A 19199-nucleotide genomic window follows, 5' to 3' on the forward strand; every position below is an offset into this window, starting at 1 on the left:
GACAGATGGATTAAGTAAGACGGGATATAACGGGATTTAATGGTTTTAAATGGGAAGAAGCTTTTAATAATGAGGGTTTGAGTAACATTTAAAGCTTATTTAATAATTAATTATGGATCGCGATCATTTTAAATATAGTAAACATTTAGACACATGAATTGCGATCAAGCTCATTAGTGACGACGACCACTCCAAACAACTCGCCCAATAATCGAAAGCTCGTTCTGCAAATCAAAATCCAGTGATATCTCAAAAGGCTCATAAGCTGGATTATCACTGGTAACCTTTAACCGCTGACTTGGTAGGCGCTGTAGCCGTTTAACTAGTAATGACTCACCCATTCTGATTACATAGATGCCGTCACGTTTAGCAACGTTGTCAGTGTGATCAACGAGTATAACGTCGCCTGGACGCAATGCAGGCTCCATGCTCTCACCTTCTACATAAATCAGATATAAATTAGCTGGGCTGCTGTGTAGCTCGTTATATATCCATTCTTTTTTGAATATAAGTGCATCAGTTTCCTCTTCCTCGTGAATGACATAACCGTTGCCAGCTGATGCTTTTACATCAAACAGTGGGATGTGGGCGAATGTTTCCATAATGCTACCAGTTCCTGCTGAATAGTCTTTGATGCTCGATCCCACTTCTTCGTTGGAAGTGGGATCGACTTGCCCCACTTTAGATTTTCGATCCCGCTTTTCATAAGTTTCTGATTCGTTTGAATTTCTATGTGTTGATGATGAATTATCATCAACATCTAAGTGGGATCGAGTTGGAAAGGTTTCGTTCCCCGTCAGCACGTAATACGAATTAAACCCAAGCCCTAATATTTTTTCTAAATAAATAGCATCAGGGCTACGTTCACCTTTTTCATATTTGGCTTGTGACTGCCTTGTGATTCCAACAAAGTCAGCAACATCCTGCTGGGTTAAGCGTAGACGCTTACGCTCCTCTAGTATTCTGCCGCCAATGTAAACTAATGATTCCATTACAAGCCCTTGACAATGTTATTTTATGTGTACATAATTTTTGCAGGTGTTATGTTTTGTTTGCATTTATGTAAACGCTTATATATTTAATTACGGATTGTAACAATGAACTACAAGCAAATACATCAAGCATTGAAAGCCAAAGGTCTTTCTTGGTTAGTCGCTGGTGAAGTAATTGGTTGCACTCATCAGCATGTAATGAATGTTTGTGCAAGACGAGCGGAAAGTTTAAGAGTTGCACGATCAATATCCGTGCTAATCGAGAAAGATATTGCAGCAGTTTTTCCGGATATTCCCCGCTATCAGTCTGATGTAAAAACTGATCGCCAAGCCAAAATTGATCAAGCAAAAGCGCGTCTGGCAGAAGCCGGTCTTGCTGAGAGCGCCTAATCATGGTTGATAACTATCCGCATCAAGAGCACTTACATCCGCAAAAAGCACGCGCCCACAAAGCAGTTCAAACCAACGGCGATTCCAGTTCGGCGGCACAAGGTAAGTATCGGCTGGATGAGTGCGCTTCAACGTCGCAATCAAACTTTTTAGTTGATAAAGACGGAATGCCAGTTTCTCCTGGGTTTGGTGATCCAGATCGCCAATCTGCTTACAAAGCGTCGCGGATGAAGGCGGCAATACGTTTTCAACAACTTGCCAAGCAACAGTCTCAGCGAGTTGTGGAAGTTCCTCTGAATTGTCCGGTTCACGTATGTCCGATTTGTCAACTTTCAATGCTTTTAAAAAAGCTGATAGCTCGGATAAAAGCATGGTCGATGAAATGATGATGAATCCATCATTCTGCCCGTGTAAATACGCGGCACTGACGGGTGCTGGTCTGGTTGTTTTCACTTTGTTATCTCCTGTTTGGTTAAAACGCAGAACCAGCCTATCCCGTGCAGTACTGCCGCAACAATCAATAAATTTGGAAGTGGTGTTGTGATGAGAATTCCAAAAAGTAAGGTGGCTTGGAAACGCATCCAGCCGAACAATATAAAAGACGCGCTGCGGCTTAATAAAGAGTACGCCAGACAGTTCAAAAGGCTAACTGTTCCAGCTATCGCTGAACTGATGGCTGTCAGTGAAGACCGCTTATACAAATGGCTCTCTACTGGTGATATGCCAGTCAGTTTTATCCCGGCATATGAGCATATCTGTGAGATGGATTATGTCACCCAATATCTGGGTTACCGAAGTAACAAGCTGATGATTCAAATCCCCACAGGGAAAAAAGTGGATGAACTAGGTTTAGCCGAACTACAGCAGCTTTCTGCAGATGCAATGAGTTTGCTAATCAAGTTTTATCGTGAGGGTGAGTCGGTAGATATCCTTACTTCAGCGCTCACTCGACTGTTAGCTGGCGTGGCATACCACAGAGAAAATGTTATCTCTCAGAGTCAGCCAGGTCTAGATTTTGAGGGCGGTGAAGATGACTGAACAAAACAGGGAATGGTTCACAGCAACTGAATTAGCAAACAAACCAGGTCTTCCAAAGTACAAGCGTGGCGTTAATCAGCAGGCCTCAAAACAAGGCTGGAATACAAGGCAAGTAAAAGTAAGAGGTGGATCAGCAAATGAATACCACCTTTCCAGCCTGCCAGTAGAAACTCAGGCCGCGTTGATAAAACAACACCTGCCGACCCCAGTTAAGAGCAGCTCGGAAAGCACTGAATTTAGCTACGATCCTCAAGCATTATGGCAGCACTATGACAACAAGCCACAAAAACAAAAGGACGCAGCTCAGAACAAACTCAACCTGCTTTTGCAGGTCATGGCTCTGACAGAAAACGGTGGCGCCACACTTAAGAATGCCTTCTTACTGGTGGCTGATCAAAACGACATTAGTGAACGCACCATGCAAGGCTGGTATCACGGTACCAAGAGCAAGAAAGGGGTGAAATTCTATGCTCGTCAAGACTGGTTAGCCGCGCTGGTACCCGGCTTTGTTGGCCGAACGGTCACAGCAGATATGGATACTGAGGCTTGGGAATTTTACAAAGCCGATTACCTTCGCCTGGAGCAGCCAGAGTTCGAAGCCTGTTACTACCGACTACAACGTACTGCAGCCGAACAAGGCTGGAAAATCCCCAGCAAAAAAACACTGGAACGTCGCATCAAAGCCATACCGCTGGCAACCCGCGTTTATCTACGTGAAGGTGAAGCCGGTTTGATCAAACTGTTTCCTGCCCAACAGCGAACAGTCCAAGAGCTACATGCGCTTGAGTGGATCAATGGTGATGGCTACCAACACAACGTGTTTGTTCTATTGCCAAATGGCGATGTAACGCGCATGAAAACGTGGTTCTGGCAGGACGTCTACAGCCGCAAAATACTGGCTTACCGCGTCGATGAATCAGAAAACACCGACTCAATCCGAGCCAGTTTTGGCGATGTTGTGGATCAGTTCGGCATACCCGAACACGTCACTATTGATAACACCCGCGCTGCAGCCAATAAATGGATGACCGGTGGCGTTAAAAACCGCTATCGCTTCACCGTAAAAGAAGATGATCCACTCGGCCTATTCCCTACGCTCGGTATCAAAGTGCACTGGACATCAGTGATTGGCGGCAAAGGACACGGTCAGGCTAAACCTGTCGAACGTGCCTTTGGTGTTGGTGGTCTTGGTGAATATCTGGACAAGCATCCTAAGTTTGAAGGTGCCTATACCGGCCCAAACCCAATGGCCAAGCCAGAAAACTACGCCAAAAAAGCGGTACCCATTGAAACGTTCCTAGCAGTACTGGAACAAGAAATCATTGCTTGGAATGCCAAACCGGCTCGACGCACTGAAATCTGCAACGGCACAAAAAGTTTTGATCAAGCTTTCACCGAAAGCTATCAAACCGCCGTTATCAAAACAGCTAACCAAGAACAACGTCGCATGTGGCTGCTGATGGCTGAAGCCATCAAAGTGCAGAAAGATGGATCATTTAATCTTGATGCCGGATCAGCCACAGGACAAGGCAAAAACCGCTACCACGCGCCAGCGTTGCTCGACTTTGCAGGCCAGAAGATTACCGTTCGTTTTGACCCTCAAGCGCTGCATGAAATCGTCTATGCCTACACCTTAGATAATCGCTATATCGGTGAGGCGCAATGTATTGAAGCTACTGGGTTTGGTGATACTGAAGCGGCTCGAAGCTTCAACAAGCATCGCACTCGCTTTATCAAGGCCACCAAGCTGGCAGCGAAAGCCGAAGTCGCGATGGATGCAATGGAAGTGGCAAGTCGCCTGCCTTTGCAGCCACAGCCTGAAGTCGCCAACCCGAAAGTGGTCAGACCACTTCGCCCAGCGCCAGAACTAGGCCGACACATACCGCAGCCACAACTAACTGACGAACAAAAACAGGATCTGGCTACATTCCAAGCCGAGTTCCAACAGCCACAAGAGCCTGCAGCACAAATCATAAGAAATGATGACCCCAGAGCGCGCTACAAGCGTTGGGTCAATTTAGACCGTCGGTTGCGAGAAGGGAGTCAACTCTCAGCAGCTGATCAGAAATTCTGGGCGATGTACCAGAAAGGCGATGAGTTCCGCTTTATGAGCGAGTTCAGCGCTGACTTTGAGAGCTTCGACGAAACTGTCGAGGCATAAAAAAACAAACCCGCTGGCAGGCGGGTAAGTAAAACGTGATGAGGTAAATAATGACAACAAATCAAAACGTGGTCAACTTGGGAGACAGAGTCGAAGCCTCTGTCACCACGGCACCACTGAAAAACGTCATGCTCTGTACACGATTGCTGGAACAAGCGATGAATCGCCCAGCACATCTACCAGGTATGGTCACTTTCTTTGGCCCGAGTGGCTGGGGTAAATCGTTTGCTGCAGCTTATGCAGCGAATAAATACCGCGCTTACTACGTTGAATGCAAAAGCACCTGGACAAAAAAAGCGCTGCTCCTTTCCATTCTCAAAGAAATGGGCATCCAGCCAGATAAGACCAACTATGACATGGTCGAGCAAATCAGTCAGCAGCTGGCGCTGAGTGGTCTGCCGCTCATCATCGATGAGATGGATCACATCGTCGAAAAGAAAGCCGTCGAAGTAGTGCGTGACATTTATGAAGGATCAAACGCTGCCATCCTGCTGATCGGTGAAGAGAAGCTCCCGACCAAGCTGCTCAAGTGGGAACGGTTCCACAATCGAATGCTGGCTTGGCAAGGCGCTCAACCTGCCGATCTGGAAGACACACGACAACTGTCCCAACTTTACTGCCCGGACATCACCATTGCTGATGACCTGCTCGAACGCATCCAGCGTGAAAGCATGGGCGTCGCCCGTCGAATCTGCGTCAATCTCAACCAAGTTCAGCAAGCCGCCTACTCAGCTGGTACCGACCAAATCGACGTCAAACTCTGGGGTAACCGTCCCCTCTATACCGGCGACGCACCCAGGAGGAAGGTTAAATGACACAGCCTGTTCATATCACAAGAGCAAACGGCAAGCTGTCAGGTAGAGATGCCTGCTGGCAAGCCATACGTGAATTGAAAGTGTTTTCTTTACTTGACCTGGAAGCACACACCAGTGATCACAAACAGCTGAATGAAGTGAATCGCCGAACAGCCAGAACCTACGTGATAGGGCTGGAAGGTGCTGGCTATCTGGAACGCACCACCAAGCGCATGGGCGGTGCCATTGTCTGGAGGCTGACTCGTGATGTCGGTGTGAATGCACCTCGCGTCAACCGCAAAGGTGACCACGTCACTGGTGGCGAGAGCCGTGAACAGATGTGGCGAACCATGCGAATTCTGAGTGATTTCAGTTGGCGTGATTTGGTGGCATCAGCCTCTACGGAAGAAACACCTATCGAACCGAACACTGCCAAGGATTACATCACCTTTCTGGCTAAGGCGAATTATCTCAAAGAGATAATCCCAGCCAACCATGGTGGTGGTCTGGCGCGATACAAACTATTACCCGCGATGAATACCGGTCCAAAGCCGCCGATGATTCAACGCATTAAACAAGTCTTTGATCCCAATTTAAACAAGGTCGTATGGCCAAAGGATGGTGAGTAATGGATGAAGCGACAGTAGACGTAATTCAACAATTAATGGCATGGCACCAGAAACGAGTTGATGAATTGCAGCTGATAGTGGATCAAAAAGGTGCCTCTATCAAAATCGGTGAAGAGATTGAAATAACCGATCCGGAGGTGCTCAAAGGCGTTCATTTAGGCGTGAAGATTAGTTTGTCACTGCTTGGCAAGTTACCCATTTCATTAAAGGAAGGTGAGTAATGCTGATTTTAACAAGACGTGTGGGCGAAGCCCTGATTATCGGTGATGACGTTGTCGTGAATGTGCTTGGTACCAAAGGTAATCAAGTCCGGATCGGGGTTGAAGCCCCAAAAGATGTCTCTGTTCATCGTGAAGAAATTTATAACCGCATTCAGAAAGAAAAGGATGACAACAAATGAGCGACTGGAAACAAGTACTCAAAACCGAATGTGAGAAAACATCACAAGCCAAGGTGGCCGCTGTTCTCAGACAGAATGATGGCTTTCCTTCACCAACCGTGATTAACCAGGTCATCAAGAGTAAATACCCCGGCAGAACTGACCGACTGCAAGCACTCATTGAAGGCAAGTTTATGTCCGGCAGTGTGCAATGCCCGGTGGTTGGTGCTATCCCCAGCGACCAATGCATTGAATACCAAAGCCGCCCGTATGCAGCAACAAACCCGACACGCATTCAACTTTATAGAGCCTGCCGTGGCGGCTGTGAACACAGCAAAATTGGAGCCTAATCATGAACAAGAATTTGGGTAACGACATCATCAGCAAAAAAGTAGAAGACGTTCGCCACTGCTTAGCAGAACTAGCACGACGTGGCCTCACCATTACCGATATCAACATCGGTGAAGCCAGAAAGCCGACCATCACCATCGTCGGCTACAACGACAGTCCAGGTGGACTTAAGGGCGGCACAAAAACCCGCATTAAAACCGGCCTACGTCGTCTCGAAACCTACGCCACAGAAGTCAGCGGCTGCCAGGTGCAGTGGAAAGTTGTGGCTTAAACAGGAGTAACCCATGAATACAGCTATCAATACAGAGCAACACAAGGTGAACGCACAAGGTCACCTTGTACCCATTAGCAAAATCAAACAAATCGATCTGGATCGTGATGATCTTATCGAAGAACTGTTTGGTAAGGCCGAGTTGCTGCGAGAGCAGATGGTCGCCTTCAAAGCTCAGGCGATGAATGACGTTTATGCCTTCGTCGAGCTTGTTGCAGAAAAATACGATGCCAAGCTCGGTGGCAAAAAAGGCAATATCAGCCTCACCAGCTATGACGGTAAACGCCAGATTCGCATTCAAATGGCCGAGCTGTTGCACTTCGATGAGCGTGCTGAAGCAGCTAAATCCCTGATTGATGAATGCATTCAAGAATGGTCAGAAGGCAGCAACGACAATATCAAAGCCCTGGTCGATCACGCCTTCAAAACCAACACTGAAGGCCAGCTTAGTGCTGCCCGAATCCTCGGACTGCTGCGGCTGGAGATTGACGATCACAAATGGAAGCAAGCCATGGAGGCGCTGAAAGATTCGATGCAAATCACTGGCTCCAGCGCCTATGTGCGTTTCTATTACCGCCCGACCACCGAGAGCAAGTTTCAGAATCTGGCTCTCGATATGGCTGCTCTGTGAGGTCTTCTATGGAAATGATTGTATTCGAAGACAGGGGCCAGGACTTTCTGGAGTGGGACATCGATGAAGATGGCGTCGTTGTTGATTCAAGACCATTTCAGGCTGGTATCTGGAGTGGCACGTTTGTATCAGACATAAAAGTTGGTGAGCGACCAACCGTCACCAGTCCCCGTGATGGGGTTCAACGACAGTTGAAGTATCGCGTCATCGATATTCAGCCTAAATCCGCTTAACCAACGGCGCGTCAGCAGACAGGTGGTGCCAGCAAAAAACTAACAGACTGCAGCTGAGACGGTGGGTTTTATAACCTTTCTCCCCGCCGGGCAACGCCGACTGATCCACGAGACGGATTACTTAGCCCCTTCGTTGGGGTTAAGGCAGTGAAAAATCCGGGAGATGATATGGATGAATTAAGGAACCCAATCTGTTTTGCACGTTGCATCTGGCGGTCGCTTAGTCGTGGTCGGTATATATCTGGTCACAAGTACAAAACAGCAAAAGAGGTTACACCGGAAAACATTCATATCCTCCGCTGTAAACATTGTGGCCATAACTCCATTGCATGGAGCTGGGGATCGTTAGAGGAATCCAAATAATGAACATGAAAGAAGCAAGCGAGATGCGACCAGACATACTCACTATCAGTGGTGAATACTTTAACTTTATGTGTCCTGAAGAGTCTGAGTTCGACATTTACGTTGCCGCTCATGGCCTATCAAACATTTGCCGCTTCGCTGGCCACACTAATAAGTTCTACAGCGTAGCCCAACATTCGGTTTATGTGTCTGAAATTGTACCGCCTGAAATGGCTTTGCACGGACTGCTGCATGATGCCGCAGAGGCGTTTGTTGGTGATGTGGCCAGACCACTGAAAAACCTCTTGCCCGATTATCGTGAAATAGAGAAGCGTGTTGAAAAAGCCGTGTTAGGCCGTTTTGGGTTAGACGCTGAGATGCCTGCAGAAGTGAAGCACGCAGACTTGGTCTTGTTAGCCACAGAGCAGCGTGACTTGATGGCACCACACGATGATGAATGGCCGTTAATTAAAGATATTGAGCCATTAAAAAAAGCCATTGAACCAGTGTCTCCCAGCACAGCGTTTTTAATGTTTGTTGGCCGTTATCTACAAATCGTGGGGCAGCTATGAGTTCAAGACAAAAGCTAATCCAGCTTGTTCATATCGGCGCTAGCCGCTTGTTTAAGGACGAAGAAGCTCGTCGCACATGGCAAGGAGACCATACCGGTGAACGTTCGTGCAGCAAGATGACGGACAAAGAATTGAAACATTTAGTCAATTTGCTACGTGATGCCAAAGCGATTAAACCACCTAAACGCGCAGGCAGAAAGCCATTCAATCGCAGCCCGTATATGGCAAAAATTGAAGCCTTACTGACCGATATGCAACTCAGTTGGGAATACGCTGAAACCATAGCCTGGCACGTCACCGGTGGTAAAGGCCATGCAACAACAGGCCGTCCTGGTATTGAACGTCTGGAGTGGGTGCACAAGCGTCAGCAGTTTGAAGCGATCATTGCCGCGTTATATCAGGAACAGAAAAAACGCAGCCTGCTGCAAACCGTTGAGTACCTACTGGATGCCATGAACCTGAGCGAAAGCTATGTCGAGAAGCTGGTAGCAGGCCGTGCGAATGCCAGCAAGTGGCGTCGTAATGTGCCGCTACTCAATGCCATCGTCGATCACCTTAATGACAAAGTCGCGTTTGAACGTGCCACTCAAGTAGCGCTGCCATAAGCAAGGTACCGAGCCAGTGAATTTACCTGATTATTTACCACCTGTAGCCAGAGAGATAGCCGATGTGATCGGTCTTGATGGACTGTTGCGTCTGGTGAAACAGTTCGGTGGTGTCACTATTCGAGTGCCGGGGCAAGGTGACCTAAAGCAAGTGCTTAGTCCAGATCAATACAAACAGTTCGTGCATACCTTCCGTAATGAGAAAATCGCCATCCCCAAGCTTCAAGCAAGGCTATACCAAGTGGATCTGGCAGAGACAAGCCGTCTGCTTGATCAAGGCTTTACCAAAGCAGAAGTCGCCCGGACACAAAAAATTACTGAACGCGCTGTCTACAAACGCCAGGCTAAACAGCGTCAACTTGAAAATGACAAACAACAGGATCTCTTTTAATGTTCGATTTTATCAATCCACTCACAACTGATGACTTCAACGATAGTGTTGAGTTTTTATACCCTAATTTTTTGCCTAAAAAACAAATCACTATGATCTATGCCGATGGCGGCATGGGTAAAAGCTGGTTGCTTTTCGGGCTGGCAAAATATGCCACTGAACACAACAGTGGTAGTGAGCAAGGCGCGATGAATGTGCTGTACATCGATGTCGATAACCCCATCAGTGTGCTGAAAGAGCGTGGCATCGAACATAAACTGATCGAAGCCTGCCCGAATCTAACCTACTCGCACCGCAGTAAGTTCAATGGTGAGCCACTCGAACTGCTGGATGAGCTTGAAAACAGAGCCTATGGCAACGCGTTTAAAAACATGCTGCTGATGCTGGACAGTCTCAGAGACTTTGGTGATATCAATAATGACCTGACAGCCATGCGGATCGGCAACAAGCTGAAAAAGATACGTGACGCCGGTGCCACCATTATTGTGTTGCATCACTCCACCAAGAACGGCAGCAACTATCAAGGATCAAACAACCTACGTAACAGCGTCGATAATATGTACCGTCTTATCAAAGCGGACTCGCCCGAAGGTGAAATTCGCTGGCTGCTCGAAGTTAAAAAAGAACGTGCTGCCATTGCCAATATCGCACTAAGAATAGAAGTGGCAGATCTGTTTTTAACCGAACTGGATCTCGACGAAGTCACACTCAACGATGAAGAAAGAGCGTTTATCGACAAGGTAAAAACCGTGCTGAAGGAGCAAGGTAGTTTGAATAAAACCAAGCTACTGGACGCCTGCGGTCACAAAAAAGATGATAAAACCGCCCGTGATAGACTAGATCGCTTTGACCGTATTCACTGGCAATCTGAGAAAATAAAAGGTGCTTACACCTATAGTTTGGTTTAACAACCACTACAACGCGAACAACCTATCTGCTAAGTTGTAGCGGTTGTATCGGTTGTTGATAAAAGGAACTTAAAAATGAAAAAACTCGCTTTTTGTATCTATGCGCTACTACTTTCTTCATCAGTTTTTGCAGCCGATGACTCACTCTTCCAGCCATGGTGTGATGCTTTCACTGCTCAGGGTATGGTGAGTTTGGCAGCGAATCGCATTTATGGCAGCCCCAGTACATTGAATGATGAGCAGTATGAGTCGCGTAGTAACTGGGTAAATAATAGCTACCGAATGGCAGCTGAGAGATTTGCAGCCCGTTCCGGGCAGAGTTTTGAAAAAGTAGATATGGATGCAATGTCAAACGGTTGGGTTCAACGGTGTCAGCTGAAAGACCAAGTCCAATGAATCTTATAGGTAAATTTCCAGCTTGGTTATAACTTCCAGCCAGTCTGAAAAAAATAACTCAAGATTGCCCAGACTTCTAAAACCTGCTTAACTAAATTGTAGTAACACCCCAGCGCCCTGAACTCATTCAGGGCGTTTTTGTTTGTGCCAGAAAGCATCATGCAACCCATGGACACAAACAAAACCTACCCAGAACTTTTCCTCAAAGCAGTCAATCATGTCTTGAAGATTGAAGGCGGCTATGTGGATGATCCAAACGATGCCGGTGGCGAAACCAACTACGGCATCAGCAAGCGTCAATACCCCCATCTTAATATCAGACTGCTGACATTAGATGATGCCATTGCACTCTATTTCCGTGACTACTGGCAAGCCTATGGCTGTGGCGATTTGCCACCAGTCATTGGTTGTTTCTTGTTTGACTCGGTAGTAAACCACCGGCCCAAAACAGCAATCAAATTCCTTCAATGCGCTTATCGCGTGGAAGTAGATGGTGTGATCGGTGATGAAACGCTTGGCGCTATCAGACGTTTCGCTAATAACGAAGACTACCTTACTAACAAGCTCACTCTCAGCCTTGCCTATCGGGCTGACTTCTATCATGACCTCGCCGTTGAAAACCCATCACAAGAACGCTTCATTATGGGCTGGATGCGCCGTCTGTTTGTGTTGCAGCAATTTATCAATACAGAGGTGACTCATGGAGCCGATTAGCATTGCTTTAGGATTAGCGCAATTCGTGCCGGGGCTAACCCGGCTTTTAATGGGGGATAGGGCTGGTAACGTCGCTGATAAGGTTGTTAAAGCAGCCAATGCAGTAACGGGCGCAGGTAACGCTGATGAAGCCTTAGCCAAAATAAAGCATGATCCAGAGCTTCAACTAAAACTGCAAAAAGAAATGAACGTTATCGTTCTCGCCGAACTAGAAGCCGAGAACAAGCAGTTGGCCACCATCAACGCCACCATGCGAACCGAGTACACCTCTGGCGATTCATTCGTCCGTCGCTGGAGACCTTTCTTCGGTTACACCATTGCCGTGACATGGTTTGTACAAATGTCTGCTTTGGGCATTGTGATCGTTATTTCACCGAATGACGCTCCTGCTGTTATCAATGCCATGGTCAACCTATCTGGTATGTGGGCAATCGCGCTTGCTGTGCTGGGTGTCTCAGTGAAAAAGCGTTCTGATGATAAACAAGTGTCAGCCGGACAAACGCCACCTCCGGGCGTATTTCAGAATCTATCTACTCTTTTAAGCCGTAACAAGGAAAGTAAATAAGCATGGTGGACGTGTTCGACCGCGCCCAGGAGCGCGAACAAAAAGACAGGGATATCGCGATTCAGACGGTGCTTCGAAGTAGCAGAGAAACAGAACAACCTGATGAAGAAAACGGTATTCGCTATTGCTTGGATTGTGGTGAGCCGATTCCAAATAAAAGACTGGAAGCAAGACCAGACGCGGTGCGCTGTGTGGACTGTCAAAACATTAAGGCTAAGCGGGAGCGATAAATGGAATTAGATTACACCGCATACAGGTTTTGGTTTGATGTGTTTCTGGCTTTTTTGTTTGCAGGTAATTGGGTTTACACCTGGCTAATCAATCGCCATCGCGTGAATAAAACAGAGATTAAAGAAGTGAGCCAGCAGATAGTTAAAGTAGTTAGCCGAATGGATATCGTTGAAGAGCGAATGAATGGTGCACCAACGCATACCGACCTTAGCAATATCTACAATCGCATGAATGGAATGAGTGAAAACATCAGCGAAATGACTGGCTCTTTGAAAGCCATGACAACCCAGCTAACGCTAATCAATGACTATCTGTTACGAGGAGATAAGCGGTGAGCTTTAATCAAATACTCACAGAATCTATTCGTCTTGCCTTATTGCAGGCATTGGAGCAAGACCCTGGCTACTCGCATAACGAAAACATCTTGCAAATGATTTTGGCCAGTGTTGGTCATGATGTGTCTGCTGATCGTGTTCGTACCGAATTGCGCTGGCTGGAAGAGCAAGGTCTGCTGGCGATTACAACGGTTGGTGAATTGTTGATTGCCAAGGTGACTCAGCGTGGCGTCGATGTTGCGCTGGGGCGGAGCCGAATTGATGGTATTGGGAGAGCGCGACCATGATTAGAAAATTAAAGAACTGGCTGTTACAGCAAGATATAAAGAGCTTCGGCAAAGAAGTGTTAAAGAGTGTGGTTATTTTTTGCTACATCATTGCCGCTGGTTATTTCTTTGGTGTTGGGATGTCACATTCTTATTCACCCATCACCATCAGCGTAGAGACGACTGAATAATGGCTCGCGCCTCATCCATTGAGCAATTGCCAGCCGATATTCTGGAGCAGCTGCAAACCCTGTTGCGAGATCCGCGAGTCTCACAACTGGATGCCACAGCACAAATCAATGCCATCCTTGAACAGCTCGGCACTGATGATCGCGTCAGCAAGTCTGCGGTCAATCGATATGCCGTCAAGATGAAAGATGTCGGAGCCAAACTACAGCAATCACGCGAACTGGCCAGCATGTGGATCGGCAAGCTGGGCGCTGCACCGCAAGGCCAGGTTGGTAAGTTAGTCAATGAAATCATCCGCACGATGGCGTTTGATTCAGCAATGCATATGGCTGAAGGTGATACCCCTGTAGAGCCAAAAATGCTGGCTCAATTGGCACTCGCTGTTCAGCGACTGGAGTCAGCGGCCAATATGAATGAAGAGCGAGAGAAAGCCATCAGAGCCGAAGCCGCTAACGAAGCTGCAGCGACAGCTGAAAAGTCTATGGTCAGCCAAGGCATGAGCCAAAAAGCAATTGATTCAATCAAGACAGAAATACTGGGGCTGGGTTAAGCGATGGGCGCTGCTTTAGCCATATACAAAGATTACGATCCGAATGATGTCCTGCTGCCATATCAAAAGAACTGGATGGCAGATGACAGTATTCTTAAGCTTGCTGAAAAGTCACGACGTACAGGTTTAACTTGGGCTGAAGCAGCCGATCAAGTATTAGCCGCCTCATCGTCAAAGGCTGCGGGCGGTACCAACTGCTACTACGTTGGTTCTAATAAAGAGATGGCCGTAGAGTTTATTGATGCTTGTTCGATGTGGGCTAAGTCATTCAATAAGGCTGCCTCAGCCATTGAAGAGGAAATCTTTGAAGATGAAGACAAAGATATTCTCACCTTCACTATTCGCTTTGCCAGCGGCTTTAAGATTCAGGCACTCAGCTCACGACCCAGCAATATGCGTGGTCGTCAGGGTAATGTCTGCATTGATGAGGCGGCATTCCATGATGCACTTGATGAGCTTTTAAAAGCTGCGTTAGCTCTGACGATGTGGGGCAGCAAAATTCGAATCATCTCTACGCATAATGGCGTAGAAAACCTGTTCAATGAACTCATCGAAGACAGTCGATCTGGAAAAAAAGATTACAGCGTTCATCGAATCACACTGGATGATGCGTGTGAAATGGGTCTCTATAAACGCATCTGCCAAATTCAGAAAATTCAATGGACACAAGAAGGCGAAGACGAATGGAAAGCTGGGCTTCGTAAAAATACTGCCAGTACCGAAGATGCCGAAGAAGAATATGACTGCGTCCCCAAACAAGGCGGTGGCACCTATATCAGCCGCGCCCTACGTGAGTCCCGCATGCATGATGTGCCGGTGCTGCGCTATTCCGGTACCGCCGAGTTCAACCTGTGGCCAGAGCATCTTCGCCAGGCAGAAATGCTGGCCTGGTGTGAGGTTAATTTAAAGCCGCTTTTAGACCAGTTAAATCCCAATTTACGCCACGTTTTAGGCGAAGATTTTGGTCGCTCCGGTGACTTAACCGTGCTGACACCGATGACCATCAGTCAGCAGCTCAGGCGCGTAGTGCCATTTATGGTTGAACTGCACAACGTGCCGTTCAAGCAGCAAGAGCAGGTGCTGTTTTATATCTGTGATCGTTTGCCTCGATTCAGTGCGGCCAAGCTGGATGCCCGTGGTAATGGTCAGTATCTGGCAGAGCAAGCCAAGTACCGCTATGGCGTCAATGTGGTCGAAGAAGTGATGCTTAGCCAAAGCTGGTACCTGGATAATATGCCCAAGTTCAAAGCTGCGTTTGAGGACGACACCATTCTTATCCCGCGTGATGCCGATGTCGCAGACGATATCGGTGCGCTGCAAGTGATTAAAGGTGTACCGAAATTGCCCGATGGTAAAACCGATGCTGCCAAAAGCCGACACGGTGACGCAGCGATTAGTTTGGTCATGGCGCATGCTGCCAGCTTTGATTTGGCTTCACCGATTGAGTGGACAGCAGCCCCCAGCAAAACCGAACGCGACAACCCCGACAACGACTACAGCAGCCTGATGCAAAAAGGCGGTGGATGGTAACAATGGAACAAGTAAGAACAAGTCAAATCGTAGATGCCGCTGGTAAGCCAGTACAGGTGCGAGAAGCACTGAGTGAAGAGCAAACATCCAAGCTCGGCTTTATCAGTAAAGAGTTTGAGAACCATCCTTCAGGTGGTTTAACACCACGCAAGTTAGCCAGCATTCTGCAAGCAGCTGAACAAGGCAATCTGGTCGAACAGGCCGACCTGTTTGAAGATATGGAAGAAAAAGATGCCCATGTCTTTGCGGAAATGAGTAAGCGAAAACGGGCGTTGATGGGTGTCGATTGGGATGTGGTCGCACCGCGTAATGCCGATAAAAAAGAAGAAGCGCTTGCCGAAGAGGTCAAAGAGTGGCTGCTTGACATGGAAGACTTCGAAGATCACCTTTTCGATATCGGTGATGCGATTGGCAAAGGCTATTCGATGCTGGAACTCGGTTGGCATAAGCTGGGTAAAACGCTGTTACCAACGCTAGAGCATCAATCAGCACGCCTATTTACCATCGATGAAAATGATCGCAAAAAGATTCTGCTGCGTAACAGTGGTGGCAGAGGTGATGAATTGTGGCCGTTTGGCTGGGTAACGCATGTTCATAAAGCCAAGTCTGGCAGCATTGCCCGTGGCGGTTTGCATCGTATCCTCGCATGGCCATACCTGTTTAAAAACTACAGCATTCGGGATCTGGCCGAGTTTCTGGAAGTCTATGGCATACCAATGCGACTCGGCACTTACCCCAGCGGTGCCAGTGATGAAGAAAAAAATACCTTGCTTCGCGCCGTCATTGGTATCGGCCACAGTGCTGCAGGCATCATGCCCGATGGTATGGATGTCGATTTTAAAGAGGCCGCCAAGGGAGCCAGCGACCCATACCAGTTTATGATCAACTGGTGCGAGTCGGTTCAGTCTAAAGCGATTCTCGGTGGCACCTTAACCAGTACGGCACAAAATACCGGTCTGGGTTCTAACCTGGGTGATATCCATAATGAAGTGCGTCATGATCTGCTGGTCAGTGACGTGCGGCAAATTGCTGGCACCTTAAACCGTGACCTACTTTGGCCAATGGTTGCACTCAATATTCCCGGTGCCGATCCACGCCGTGGCCCACGTATCAAGTTCATCTCTGAGGAAGGTGAAGAACTTAACGAACGCGCCGAACGCGATAAGCTTTTGTTCGATATGGGCTACCGGCTTAACCAAGAAAAACTGACGGAGATCTATGGTGAAGGCTATGAACCGGTTCCAACTAACACCCCTGAACAAAATGATGCTGCACGCCCGAATGCCGCCGCTACCGCTGCAGCCAAAGCCGGTGATAATGAAACAGAGTTAGATGGTGTTGTGAATCAACTGGCAACACAAGCACAGTCACCGTTAGACGACCTTTATAACCGTATTAAATCCTTATTAGAGGAAGTGGATGATAACGGTGGCACGCTAGAAGACTTTCAGGATCGCCTGGTCGAAGCATTCGGTTTTCTTGACCCGGAAGAACTTGCTGACGTGATTCAAATGGCGCTGGCCACCGCTGAGCTGGCTGGGCGTTATGAGGTGTCTGAAAATGACTGAAATAGAAAATGAAATTCAAAAGAAAGAACTTAACGCTCCAAGGTTAACTCCAGATATGCTTCAGGCTGTAATCAAGTCAGAGCAGTATCACGTATTTGAAGGAAGCCAATTAACTGTCTGCTGCTTAACTTTACAAAATGGCTTTACTGTAACAGGTGAATCAGCTTGCGCTAGTCCAGAAAACTTCGACGCTGAAATAGGTGAGAAGATAGCCTATGAGAATGCCAAAAATAAAATCTGGCAACTGGAAGGTTATCTGCTGAAGCAAAAATTGCATGAAGCTGGCTAAATGAACATCAATTACGGCTCCATGCCTTTCAATAAAGCGGTTGATGCGTTTCGTGACAAGCTGAACCTGCCGACGGCATCCTGGACAGATATCTATGAGGGCCAGCATGCCCGTGCCTTTGTCATTGCCGGGGCGATGAAAGAAGACCTGCTTAACGATTTTCGTTCATCAATGGACAAAGTGATTACTGAAGGCATGAGCCTGAAGGACTTTCGCAAAGACTTTGATCAGATAGTCAGCAAGCACGGCTGGGGCTATAACGGTGGTCGCAACTGGCGCAGCCGGGTTATCTACGAGACCAATCTGTATCAAAGCCATAACGCTGGTCGATATGCCCAGATGCAGCAAGTCAAACACACTCGACCATTCTGGCAGTACATACACAATGATGCTGTCGAGCATCCACGGCCAGAGCATGTAGCCTGGGACGGATTAATCCTTGATGCCGACGACCCATTCTGGCAGACCCATTACCCCCAGAACGGCTGGGGTTGCAAGTGTCGGGTCAGAACACTCAGCAAACGCGATATGGATAAGCTCGGTAAAACTGGCCCGGATAACGCTCCTGCAGTAGAACTGGAAGATAAAGTGGTCGGTGTCCGAGGCCCGTCGCCTCGTACCGTAAGCGTACCCAAAGGTGTTGATCCGGGCTTCGCCTATAATCCAGGCAGAGCCGCTTTTGGTGAGCAGCTGGCTGATGATGTGATGGCGCAATACACAAAAACACGCACTCAGTGGACAACGCTCACACCACAAGGCTGGGCTGAAGCTGGCAGAGAACAACAGATACCTTTCACCAAGTCGCCGGTGAAGTTGGGATCACGCTTAAATAAAAAAGCAGAAGTATATGAGCAGCTGCAAAAACAAGTGGGTGAAGAGAAACTCTACACCCCCGGAGGCTTACCGTTTCTGCTCAACAGCAAGGCATTATCAGAACATATTGATCCCGCCCGTGCTGAGTTCCTGCCGTTACTGGACGACTTGCTGACCAATCCTTATGAAGTCTGGTTATCGTTCCAGCAACACAACGGCACTGGCAAAGTGGTGCTGCGCTCTCGCATTGTCAAAGCCTACGATATCGGTAAAGGCCGGTACCTGGTCGCGGTGGCCAATGTGAGAAAGGGGTTACTGGAAAGCTGGACGTTTATCCCGACATCACGCCGTAATTACCTGAACAGTCAGCGTAAGGGGTATCTGGTGTATGGGGATGAAGAATGATGGGGCCACTTTTCCTGACGCACCAGGTTGGCGGGTTTTTGATGCTATGGGCGTACGCGCCAGCATCGCAACCGATAAACATAGTATAGGTGAATAATGGCAGGCGCATCAATCAGTATCGACTATAGCTTCCCGGATAAAGCCATCGCCGCCCGGCTACGCGCCCTGGTCGATGCCGGTGAAGACTTGGAACCCGCCTTTATCGATATCGGTGAAGGTTTACTTAACAGCACCCATGATCGATGGGATCAGCAAGTCGATCCTGAAAGTAACCCATGGGAGCCACTCGATCCGAAATATCAGGCACGTAAAAAGAAAAACGCCGACAAGGTGCTGGTGCTAGAAGGATTCATGCGTGACACGCTAGCCTATAACACCAGCAGCCAGAGTATGGAAATGGGTACCAACCTTATCCAGGGCGCGACCCATCAGTTCGGTGATGAAGACCGAGGTATTCCCGCCAGGCCCTACTTGGGTGTGTCAGAAGACGATGAACAAATGATAATTGATACCCTTTACGAACACTTTCAAGATGCACTACGTTGAATCTCTGTGTGCCGTTCTAAGCTGTTTTAACTGTTGATGTGCGGTCAGTATTGGAATATAAAAGTATTAAACGATTGTGCGGGAATTTAAACGGGGTTAAGCGGTCTTTAATAGT

General features: G+C 47.8%; 30 protein-coding genes. 28 read left to right on the plus strand and 2 right to left on the minus strand.

Annotation, left to right across the window (positions count from 1 at the left end; genetic code table 11):
- Positions 1–173 precede the first annotated feature (173 nt).
- A complete protein-coding gene (locus tag MDMS009_RS15835) occupies positions 174–992 on the minus strand; it encodes an XRE family transcriptional regulator (RefSeq protein WP_008290350.1) in 819 nt (272 codons plus the stop codon).
- Between the two features lie 105 nt (positions 993–1097).
- Between MDMS009_RS15835 and MDMS009_RS08415 the strand changes: the two genes are divergently transcribed.
- Entirely contained in the window at positions 1098–1382 is a 285-nt protein-coding gene (locus tag MDMS009_RS08415; RefSeq protein WP_043887910.1) for a hypothetical protein, read from the plus strand.
- Here MDMS009_RS08415 and MDMS009_RS08420 read toward each other — a convergent pair whose 3' ends face one another.
- Positions 1383–1835 (minus strand): hypothetical protein, encoded by a 453-nt coding sequence (locus MDMS009_RS08420; protein ID WP_008290335.1) that lies wholly within the window; start codon positions 1833–1835, stop codon positions 1383–1385.
- 15 nt (positions 1836–1850) lie between these two features.
- On the opposite strand from MDMS009_RS08420, the gene MDMS009_RS08425 reads away from it, so the two are divergent.
- The 27 genes from MDMS009_RS08425 (at position 1851) to MDMS009_RS08550 (ending at position 19084) form a co-directional block, all read left to right on the plus strand.
- Entirely contained in the window at positions 1851–2420 is a 570-nt protein-coding gene (locus tag MDMS009_RS08425) for a hypothetical protein (RefSeq protein WP_008290339.1), read from the plus strand.
- On the plus strand, positions 2413–4581 hold the full coding sequence (locus tag MDMS009_RS08430; protein ID WP_008290354.1) for a transposase domain-containing protein: 2169 nt from the start codon (positions 2413–2415) through the stop codon (positions 4579–4581). Before MDMS009_RS08425 ends, MDMS009_RS08430 begins: the two co-directional genes overlap by 8 nt.
- Positions 4582–4631: 50 nt before the next feature.
- Positions 4632–5396, plus strand: coding sequence for an AAA family ATPase (locus MDMS009_RS08435; RefSeq protein ID WP_008290142.1), 765 nt, complete (start codon positions 4632–4634; stop codon positions 5394–5396).
- On the plus strand, positions 5393–6004 hold the full coding sequence (locus tag MDMS009_RS08440) for a hypothetical protein (protein WP_008290358.1): 612 nt from the start codon (positions 5393–5395) through the stop codon (positions 6002–6004). The genes MDMS009_RS08435 and MDMS009_RS08440 overlap by 4 nt, the downstream gene beginning before the upstream one ends.
- Positions 6004–6225, plus strand: coding sequence for a hypothetical protein (locus tag MDMS009_RS08445; RefSeq protein WP_008290147.1), 222 nt, complete (start codon positions 6004–6006; stop codon positions 6223–6225). Before MDMS009_RS08440 ends, MDMS009_RS08445 begins: the two co-directional genes overlap by 1 nt.
- Positions 6225–6404, plus strand: a complete 180-nt coding sequence (csrA, locus tag MDMS009_RS08450; protein ID WP_043887800.1) for a carbon storage regulator CsrA — start codon at positions 6225–6227, stop codon at positions 6402–6404. Before MDMS009_RS08445 ends, csrA begins: the two co-directional genes overlap by 1 nt.
- The gene (locus MDMS009_RS08455) at positions 6401–6733 is read left to right on the plus strand and encodes a hypothetical protein (protein ID WP_043887799.1); all 333 of its coding nucleotides are present in this window, start codon (positions 6401–6403) and stop codon (positions 6731–6733) included. The genes csrA and MDMS009_RS08455 overlap by 4 nt, the downstream gene beginning before the upstream one ends.
- Before the next feature lie 2 nt (positions 6734–6735).
- Positions 6736–7005 (plus strand): hypothetical protein, encoded by a 270-nt coding sequence (locus tag MDMS009_RS08460; RefSeq protein WP_008290127.1) that lies wholly within the window; start codon positions 6736–6738, stop codon positions 7003–7005.
- 13 nt (positions 7006–7018) lie between these two features.
- Positions 7019–7636 carry a DUF3164 family protein gene (locus MDMS009_RS08465; RefSeq protein WP_008290166.1) on the plus strand — a complete coding sequence of 206 codons (618 nt, stop codon included), beginning with the start codon at positions 7019–7021 and terminating at the stop codon, positions 7634–7636.
- An 8-nt stretch (positions 7637–7644) separates the two neighbouring features.
- Entirely contained in the window at positions 7645–7869 is a 225-nt protein-coding gene (locus MDMS009_RS08470; RefSeq protein ID WP_008290122.1) for a hypothetical protein, read from the plus strand.
- Positions 7870–8231: 362 nt separating this feature from the next.
- Positions 8232–8783, plus strand: a complete 552-nt coding sequence (locus tag MDMS009_RS08475; RefSeq protein WP_237700449.1) for an HD domain-containing protein — start codon at positions 8232–8234, stop codon at positions 8781–8783.
- On the plus strand, positions 8780–9388 hold the full coding sequence (locus MDMS009_RS08480) for a regulatory protein GemA (protein WP_008290338.1): 609 nt from the start codon (positions 8780–8782) through the stop codon (positions 9386–9388). The genes MDMS009_RS08475 and MDMS009_RS08480 overlap by 4 nt, the downstream gene beginning before the upstream one ends.
- Positions 9389–9404: 16 nt before the next feature.
- The gene (locus tag MDMS009_RS08485; protein WP_008290342.1) at positions 9405–9779 is read left to right on the plus strand and encodes a hypothetical protein; all 375 of its coding nucleotides are present in this window, start codon (positions 9405–9407) and stop codon (positions 9777–9779) included.
- Positions 9779–10687 carry an AAA family ATPase gene (locus MDMS009_RS08490; RefSeq protein WP_008290124.1) on the plus strand — a complete coding sequence of 303 codons (909 nt, stop codon included), beginning with the start codon at positions 9779–9781 and terminating at the stop codon, positions 10685–10687. Before MDMS009_RS08485 ends, MDMS009_RS08490 begins: the two co-directional genes overlap by 1 nt.
- A 75-nt stretch (positions 10688–10762) precedes the next feature.
- Complete coding sequence (locus tag MDMS009_RS08495; protein WP_043887798.1) at positions 10763–11083, plus strand: hypothetical protein; 321 nt, start codon at positions 10763–10765, stop codon at positions 11081–11083.
- 168 nt (positions 11084–11251) lie between these two features.
- On the plus strand, positions 11252–11797 hold the full coding sequence (locus MDMS009_RS08500; protein WP_008290134.1) for a glycoside hydrolase family 108 protein: 546 nt from the start codon (positions 11252–11254) through the stop codon (positions 11795–11797).
- Positions 11784–12362 (plus strand): 3TM-type holin, encoded by a 579-nt coding sequence (locus MDMS009_RS08505; protein WP_008290135.1) that lies wholly within the window; start codon positions 11784–11786, stop codon positions 12360–12362. Before MDMS009_RS08500 ends, MDMS009_RS08505 begins: the two co-directional genes overlap by 14 nt.
- 2 nt (positions 12363–12364) lie before the next feature.
- Entirely contained in the window at positions 12365–12592 is a 228-nt protein-coding gene (locus tag MDMS009_RS08510) for a TraR/DksA family transcriptional regulator (RefSeq protein ID WP_081443580.1), read from the plus strand.
- The gene (locus tag MDMS009_RS08515) at positions 12593–12928 is read left to right on the plus strand and encodes a DUF2730 family protein (protein ID WP_008290353.1); all 336 of its coding nucleotides are present in this window, start codon (positions 12593–12595) and stop codon (positions 12926–12928) included.
- Positions 12925–13215, plus strand: a complete 291-nt coding sequence (locus MDMS009_RS08520) for a VpaChn25_0724 family phage protein (RefSeq protein WP_008290323.1) — start codon at positions 12925–12927, stop codon at positions 13213–13215. The genes MDMS009_RS08515 and MDMS009_RS08520 overlap by 4 nt, the downstream gene beginning before the upstream one ends.
- Positions 13212–13385, plus strand: a complete 174-nt coding sequence (locus tag MDMS009_RS16260) for a hypothetical protein (RefSeq protein ID WP_008290347.1) — start codon at positions 13212–13214, stop codon at positions 13383–13385. Before MDMS009_RS08520 ends, MDMS009_RS16260 begins: the two co-directional genes overlap by 4 nt.
- Positions 13385–13933: a DUF3486 family protein gene (locus MDMS009_RS08525; protein ID WP_008290117.1), complete on the plus strand. Its 549-nt coding sequence runs from the start codon at positions 13385–13387 to the stop codon at positions 13931–13933. Before MDMS009_RS16260 ends, MDMS009_RS08525 begins: the two co-directional genes overlap by 1 nt.
- A 3-nt stretch (positions 13934–13936) precedes the next feature.
- On the plus strand, positions 13937–15463 hold the full coding sequence (locus MDMS009_RS08530) for a terminase large subunit domain-containing protein (protein WP_008290169.1): 1527 nt from the start codon (positions 13937–13939) through the stop codon (positions 15461–15463).
- Between the two features lie 2 nt (positions 15464–15465).
- On the plus strand, positions 15466–17031 hold the full coding sequence (locus MDMS009_RS08535; protein WP_008290130.1) for a DUF935 domain-containing protein: 1566 nt from the start codon (positions 15466–15468) through the stop codon (positions 17029–17031).
- Positions 17024–17320, plus strand: a complete 297-nt coding sequence (locus tag MDMS009_RS08540) for a Gp49 family protein (protein ID WP_008290712.1) — start codon at positions 17024–17026, stop codon at positions 17318–17320. The genes MDMS009_RS08535 and MDMS009_RS08540 overlap by 8 nt, the downstream gene beginning before the upstream one ends.
- On the plus strand, positions 17321–18538 hold the full coding sequence (locus MDMS009_RS08545) for a PBECR2 nuclease fold domain-containing protein (protein WP_008290145.1): 1218 nt from the start codon (positions 17321–17323) through the stop codon (positions 18536–18538).
- A 96-nt stretch (positions 18539–18634) separates the two neighbouring features.
- Positions 18635–19084 carry a phage virion morphogenesis protein gene (locus MDMS009_RS08550; protein ID WP_008290150.1) on the plus strand — a complete coding sequence of 150 codons (450 nt, stop codon included), beginning with the start codon at positions 18635–18637 and terminating at the stop codon, positions 19082–19084.
- Positions 19085–19199: the final 115 nt, after the last annotated feature.

The sequence above is a fragment of the Methylophaga thiooxydans DMS010 genome (assembly GCF_000156355.1).
GTDB classification, from domain to species: Bacteria; Pseudomonadota; Gammaproteobacteria; order Nitrosococcales; family Methylophagaceae; genus Methylophaga; species Methylophaga thiooxydans.

Excerpts from the sequence above, each read along its gene's own strand:
- MDMS009_RS15835 (WP_008290350.1), bottom strand. The coding sequence starts at position 992 with ATGGAATCATTAGTTTACATTGGCGGCAGAATACTAGAGGAGCGTAAG.
- MDMS009_RS08415 (WP_043887910.1), top strand. The coding sequence starts at position 1,098 with ATGAACTACAAGCAAATACATCAAGCATTGAAAGCCAAAGGTCTTTCT.
- MDMS009_RS08430 (WP_008290354.1), top strand. The coding sequence starts at position 2,413 with ATGACTGAACAAAACAGGGAATGGTTCACAGCAACTGAATTAGCAAAC.
- MDMS009_RS08435 (WP_008290142.1), top strand. The coding sequence starts at position 4,632 with ATGACAACAAATCAAAACGTGGTCAACTTGGGAGACAGAGTCGAAGCC.
- MDMS009_RS08440 (WP_008290358.1), top strand. The coding sequence starts at position 5,393 with ATGACACAGCCTGTTCATATCACAAGAGCAAACGGCAAGCTGTCAGGT.
- MDMS009_RS08445 (WP_008290147.1), top strand. The coding sequence starts at position 6,004 with ATGGATGAAGCGACAGTAGACGTAATTCAACAATTAATGGCATGGCAC.
- csrA (WP_043887800.1), top strand. The coding sequence starts at position 6,225 with ATGCTGATTTTAACAAGACGTGTGGGCGAAGCCCTGATTATCGGTGAT.
- MDMS009_RS08455 (WP_043887799.1), top strand. The coding sequence starts at position 6,401 with ATGAGCGACTGGAAACAAGTACTCAAAACCGAATGTGAGAAAACATCA.
- MDMS009_RS08460 (WP_008290127.1), top strand. The coding sequence starts at position 6,736 with ATGAACAAGAATTTGGGTAACGACATCATCAGCAAAAAAGTAGAAGAC.
- MDMS009_RS08465 (WP_008290166.1), top strand. The coding sequence starts at position 7,019 with ATGAATACAGCTATCAATACAGAGCAACACAAGGTGAACGCACAAGGT.
- MDMS009_RS08470 (WP_008290122.1), top strand. The coding sequence starts at position 7,645 with ATGGAAATGATTGTATTCGAAGACAGGGGCCAGGACTTTCTGGAGTGG.
- MDMS009_RS08475 (WP_237700449.1), top strand. The coding sequence starts at position 8,232 with ATGAACATGAAAGAAGCAAGCGAGATGCGACCAGACATACTCACTATC.
- MDMS009_RS08480 (WP_008290338.1), top strand. The coding sequence starts at position 8,780 with ATGAGTTCAAGACAAAAGCTAATCCAGCTTGTTCATATCGGCGCTAGC.
- MDMS009_RS08490 (WP_008290124.1), top strand. The coding sequence starts at position 9,779 with ATGTTCGATTTTATCAATCCACTCACAACTGATGACTTCAACGATAGT.
- MDMS009_RS08495 (WP_043887798.1), top strand. The coding sequence starts at position 10,763 with ATGAAAAAACTCGCTTTTTGTATCTATGCGCTACTACTTTCTTCATCA.
- MDMS009_RS08500 (WP_008290134.1), top strand. The coding sequence starts at position 11,252 with ATGGACACAAACAAAACCTACCCAGAACTTTTCCTCAAAGCAGTCAAT.
- MDMS009_RS08505 (WP_008290135.1), top strand. The coding sequence starts at position 11,784 with ATGGAGCCGATTAGCATTGCTTTAGGATTAGCGCAATTCGTGCCGGGG.
- MDMS009_RS08510 (WP_081443580.1), top strand. The coding sequence starts at position 12,365 with ATGGTGGACGTGTTCGACCGCGCCCAGGAGCGCGAACAAAAAGACAGG.
- MDMS009_RS08515 (WP_008290353.1), top strand. The coding sequence starts at position 12,593 with ATGGAATTAGATTACACCGCATACAGGTTTTGGTTTGATGTGTTTCTG.
- MDMS009_RS16260 (WP_008290347.1), top strand. The coding sequence starts at position 13,212 with ATGATTAGAAAATTAAAGAACTGGCTGTTACAGCAAGATATAAAGAGC.
- MDMS009_RS08525 (WP_008290117.1), top strand. The coding sequence starts at position 13,385 with ATGGCTCGCGCCTCATCCATTGAGCAATTGCCAGCCGATATTCTGGAG.
- MDMS009_RS08530 (WP_008290169.1), top strand. The coding sequence starts at position 13,937 with ATGGGCGCTGCTTTAGCCATATACAAAGATTACGATCCGAATGATGTC.
- MDMS009_RS08535 (WP_008290130.1), top strand. The coding sequence starts at position 15,466 with ATGGAACAAGTAAGAACAAGTCAAATCGTAGATGCCGCTGGTAAGCCA.
- MDMS009_RS08540 (WP_008290712.1), top strand. The coding sequence starts at position 17,024 with ATGACTGAAATAGAAAATGAAATTCAAAAGAAAGAACTTAACGCTCCA.
- MDMS009_RS08545 (WP_008290145.1), top strand. The coding sequence starts at position 17,321 with ATGAACATCAATTACGGCTCCATGCCTTTCAATAAAGCGGTTGATGCG.
- MDMS009_RS08550 (WP_008290150.1), top strand. The coding sequence starts at position 18,635 with ATGGCAGGCGCATCAATCAGTATCGACTATAGCTTCCCGGATAAAGCC.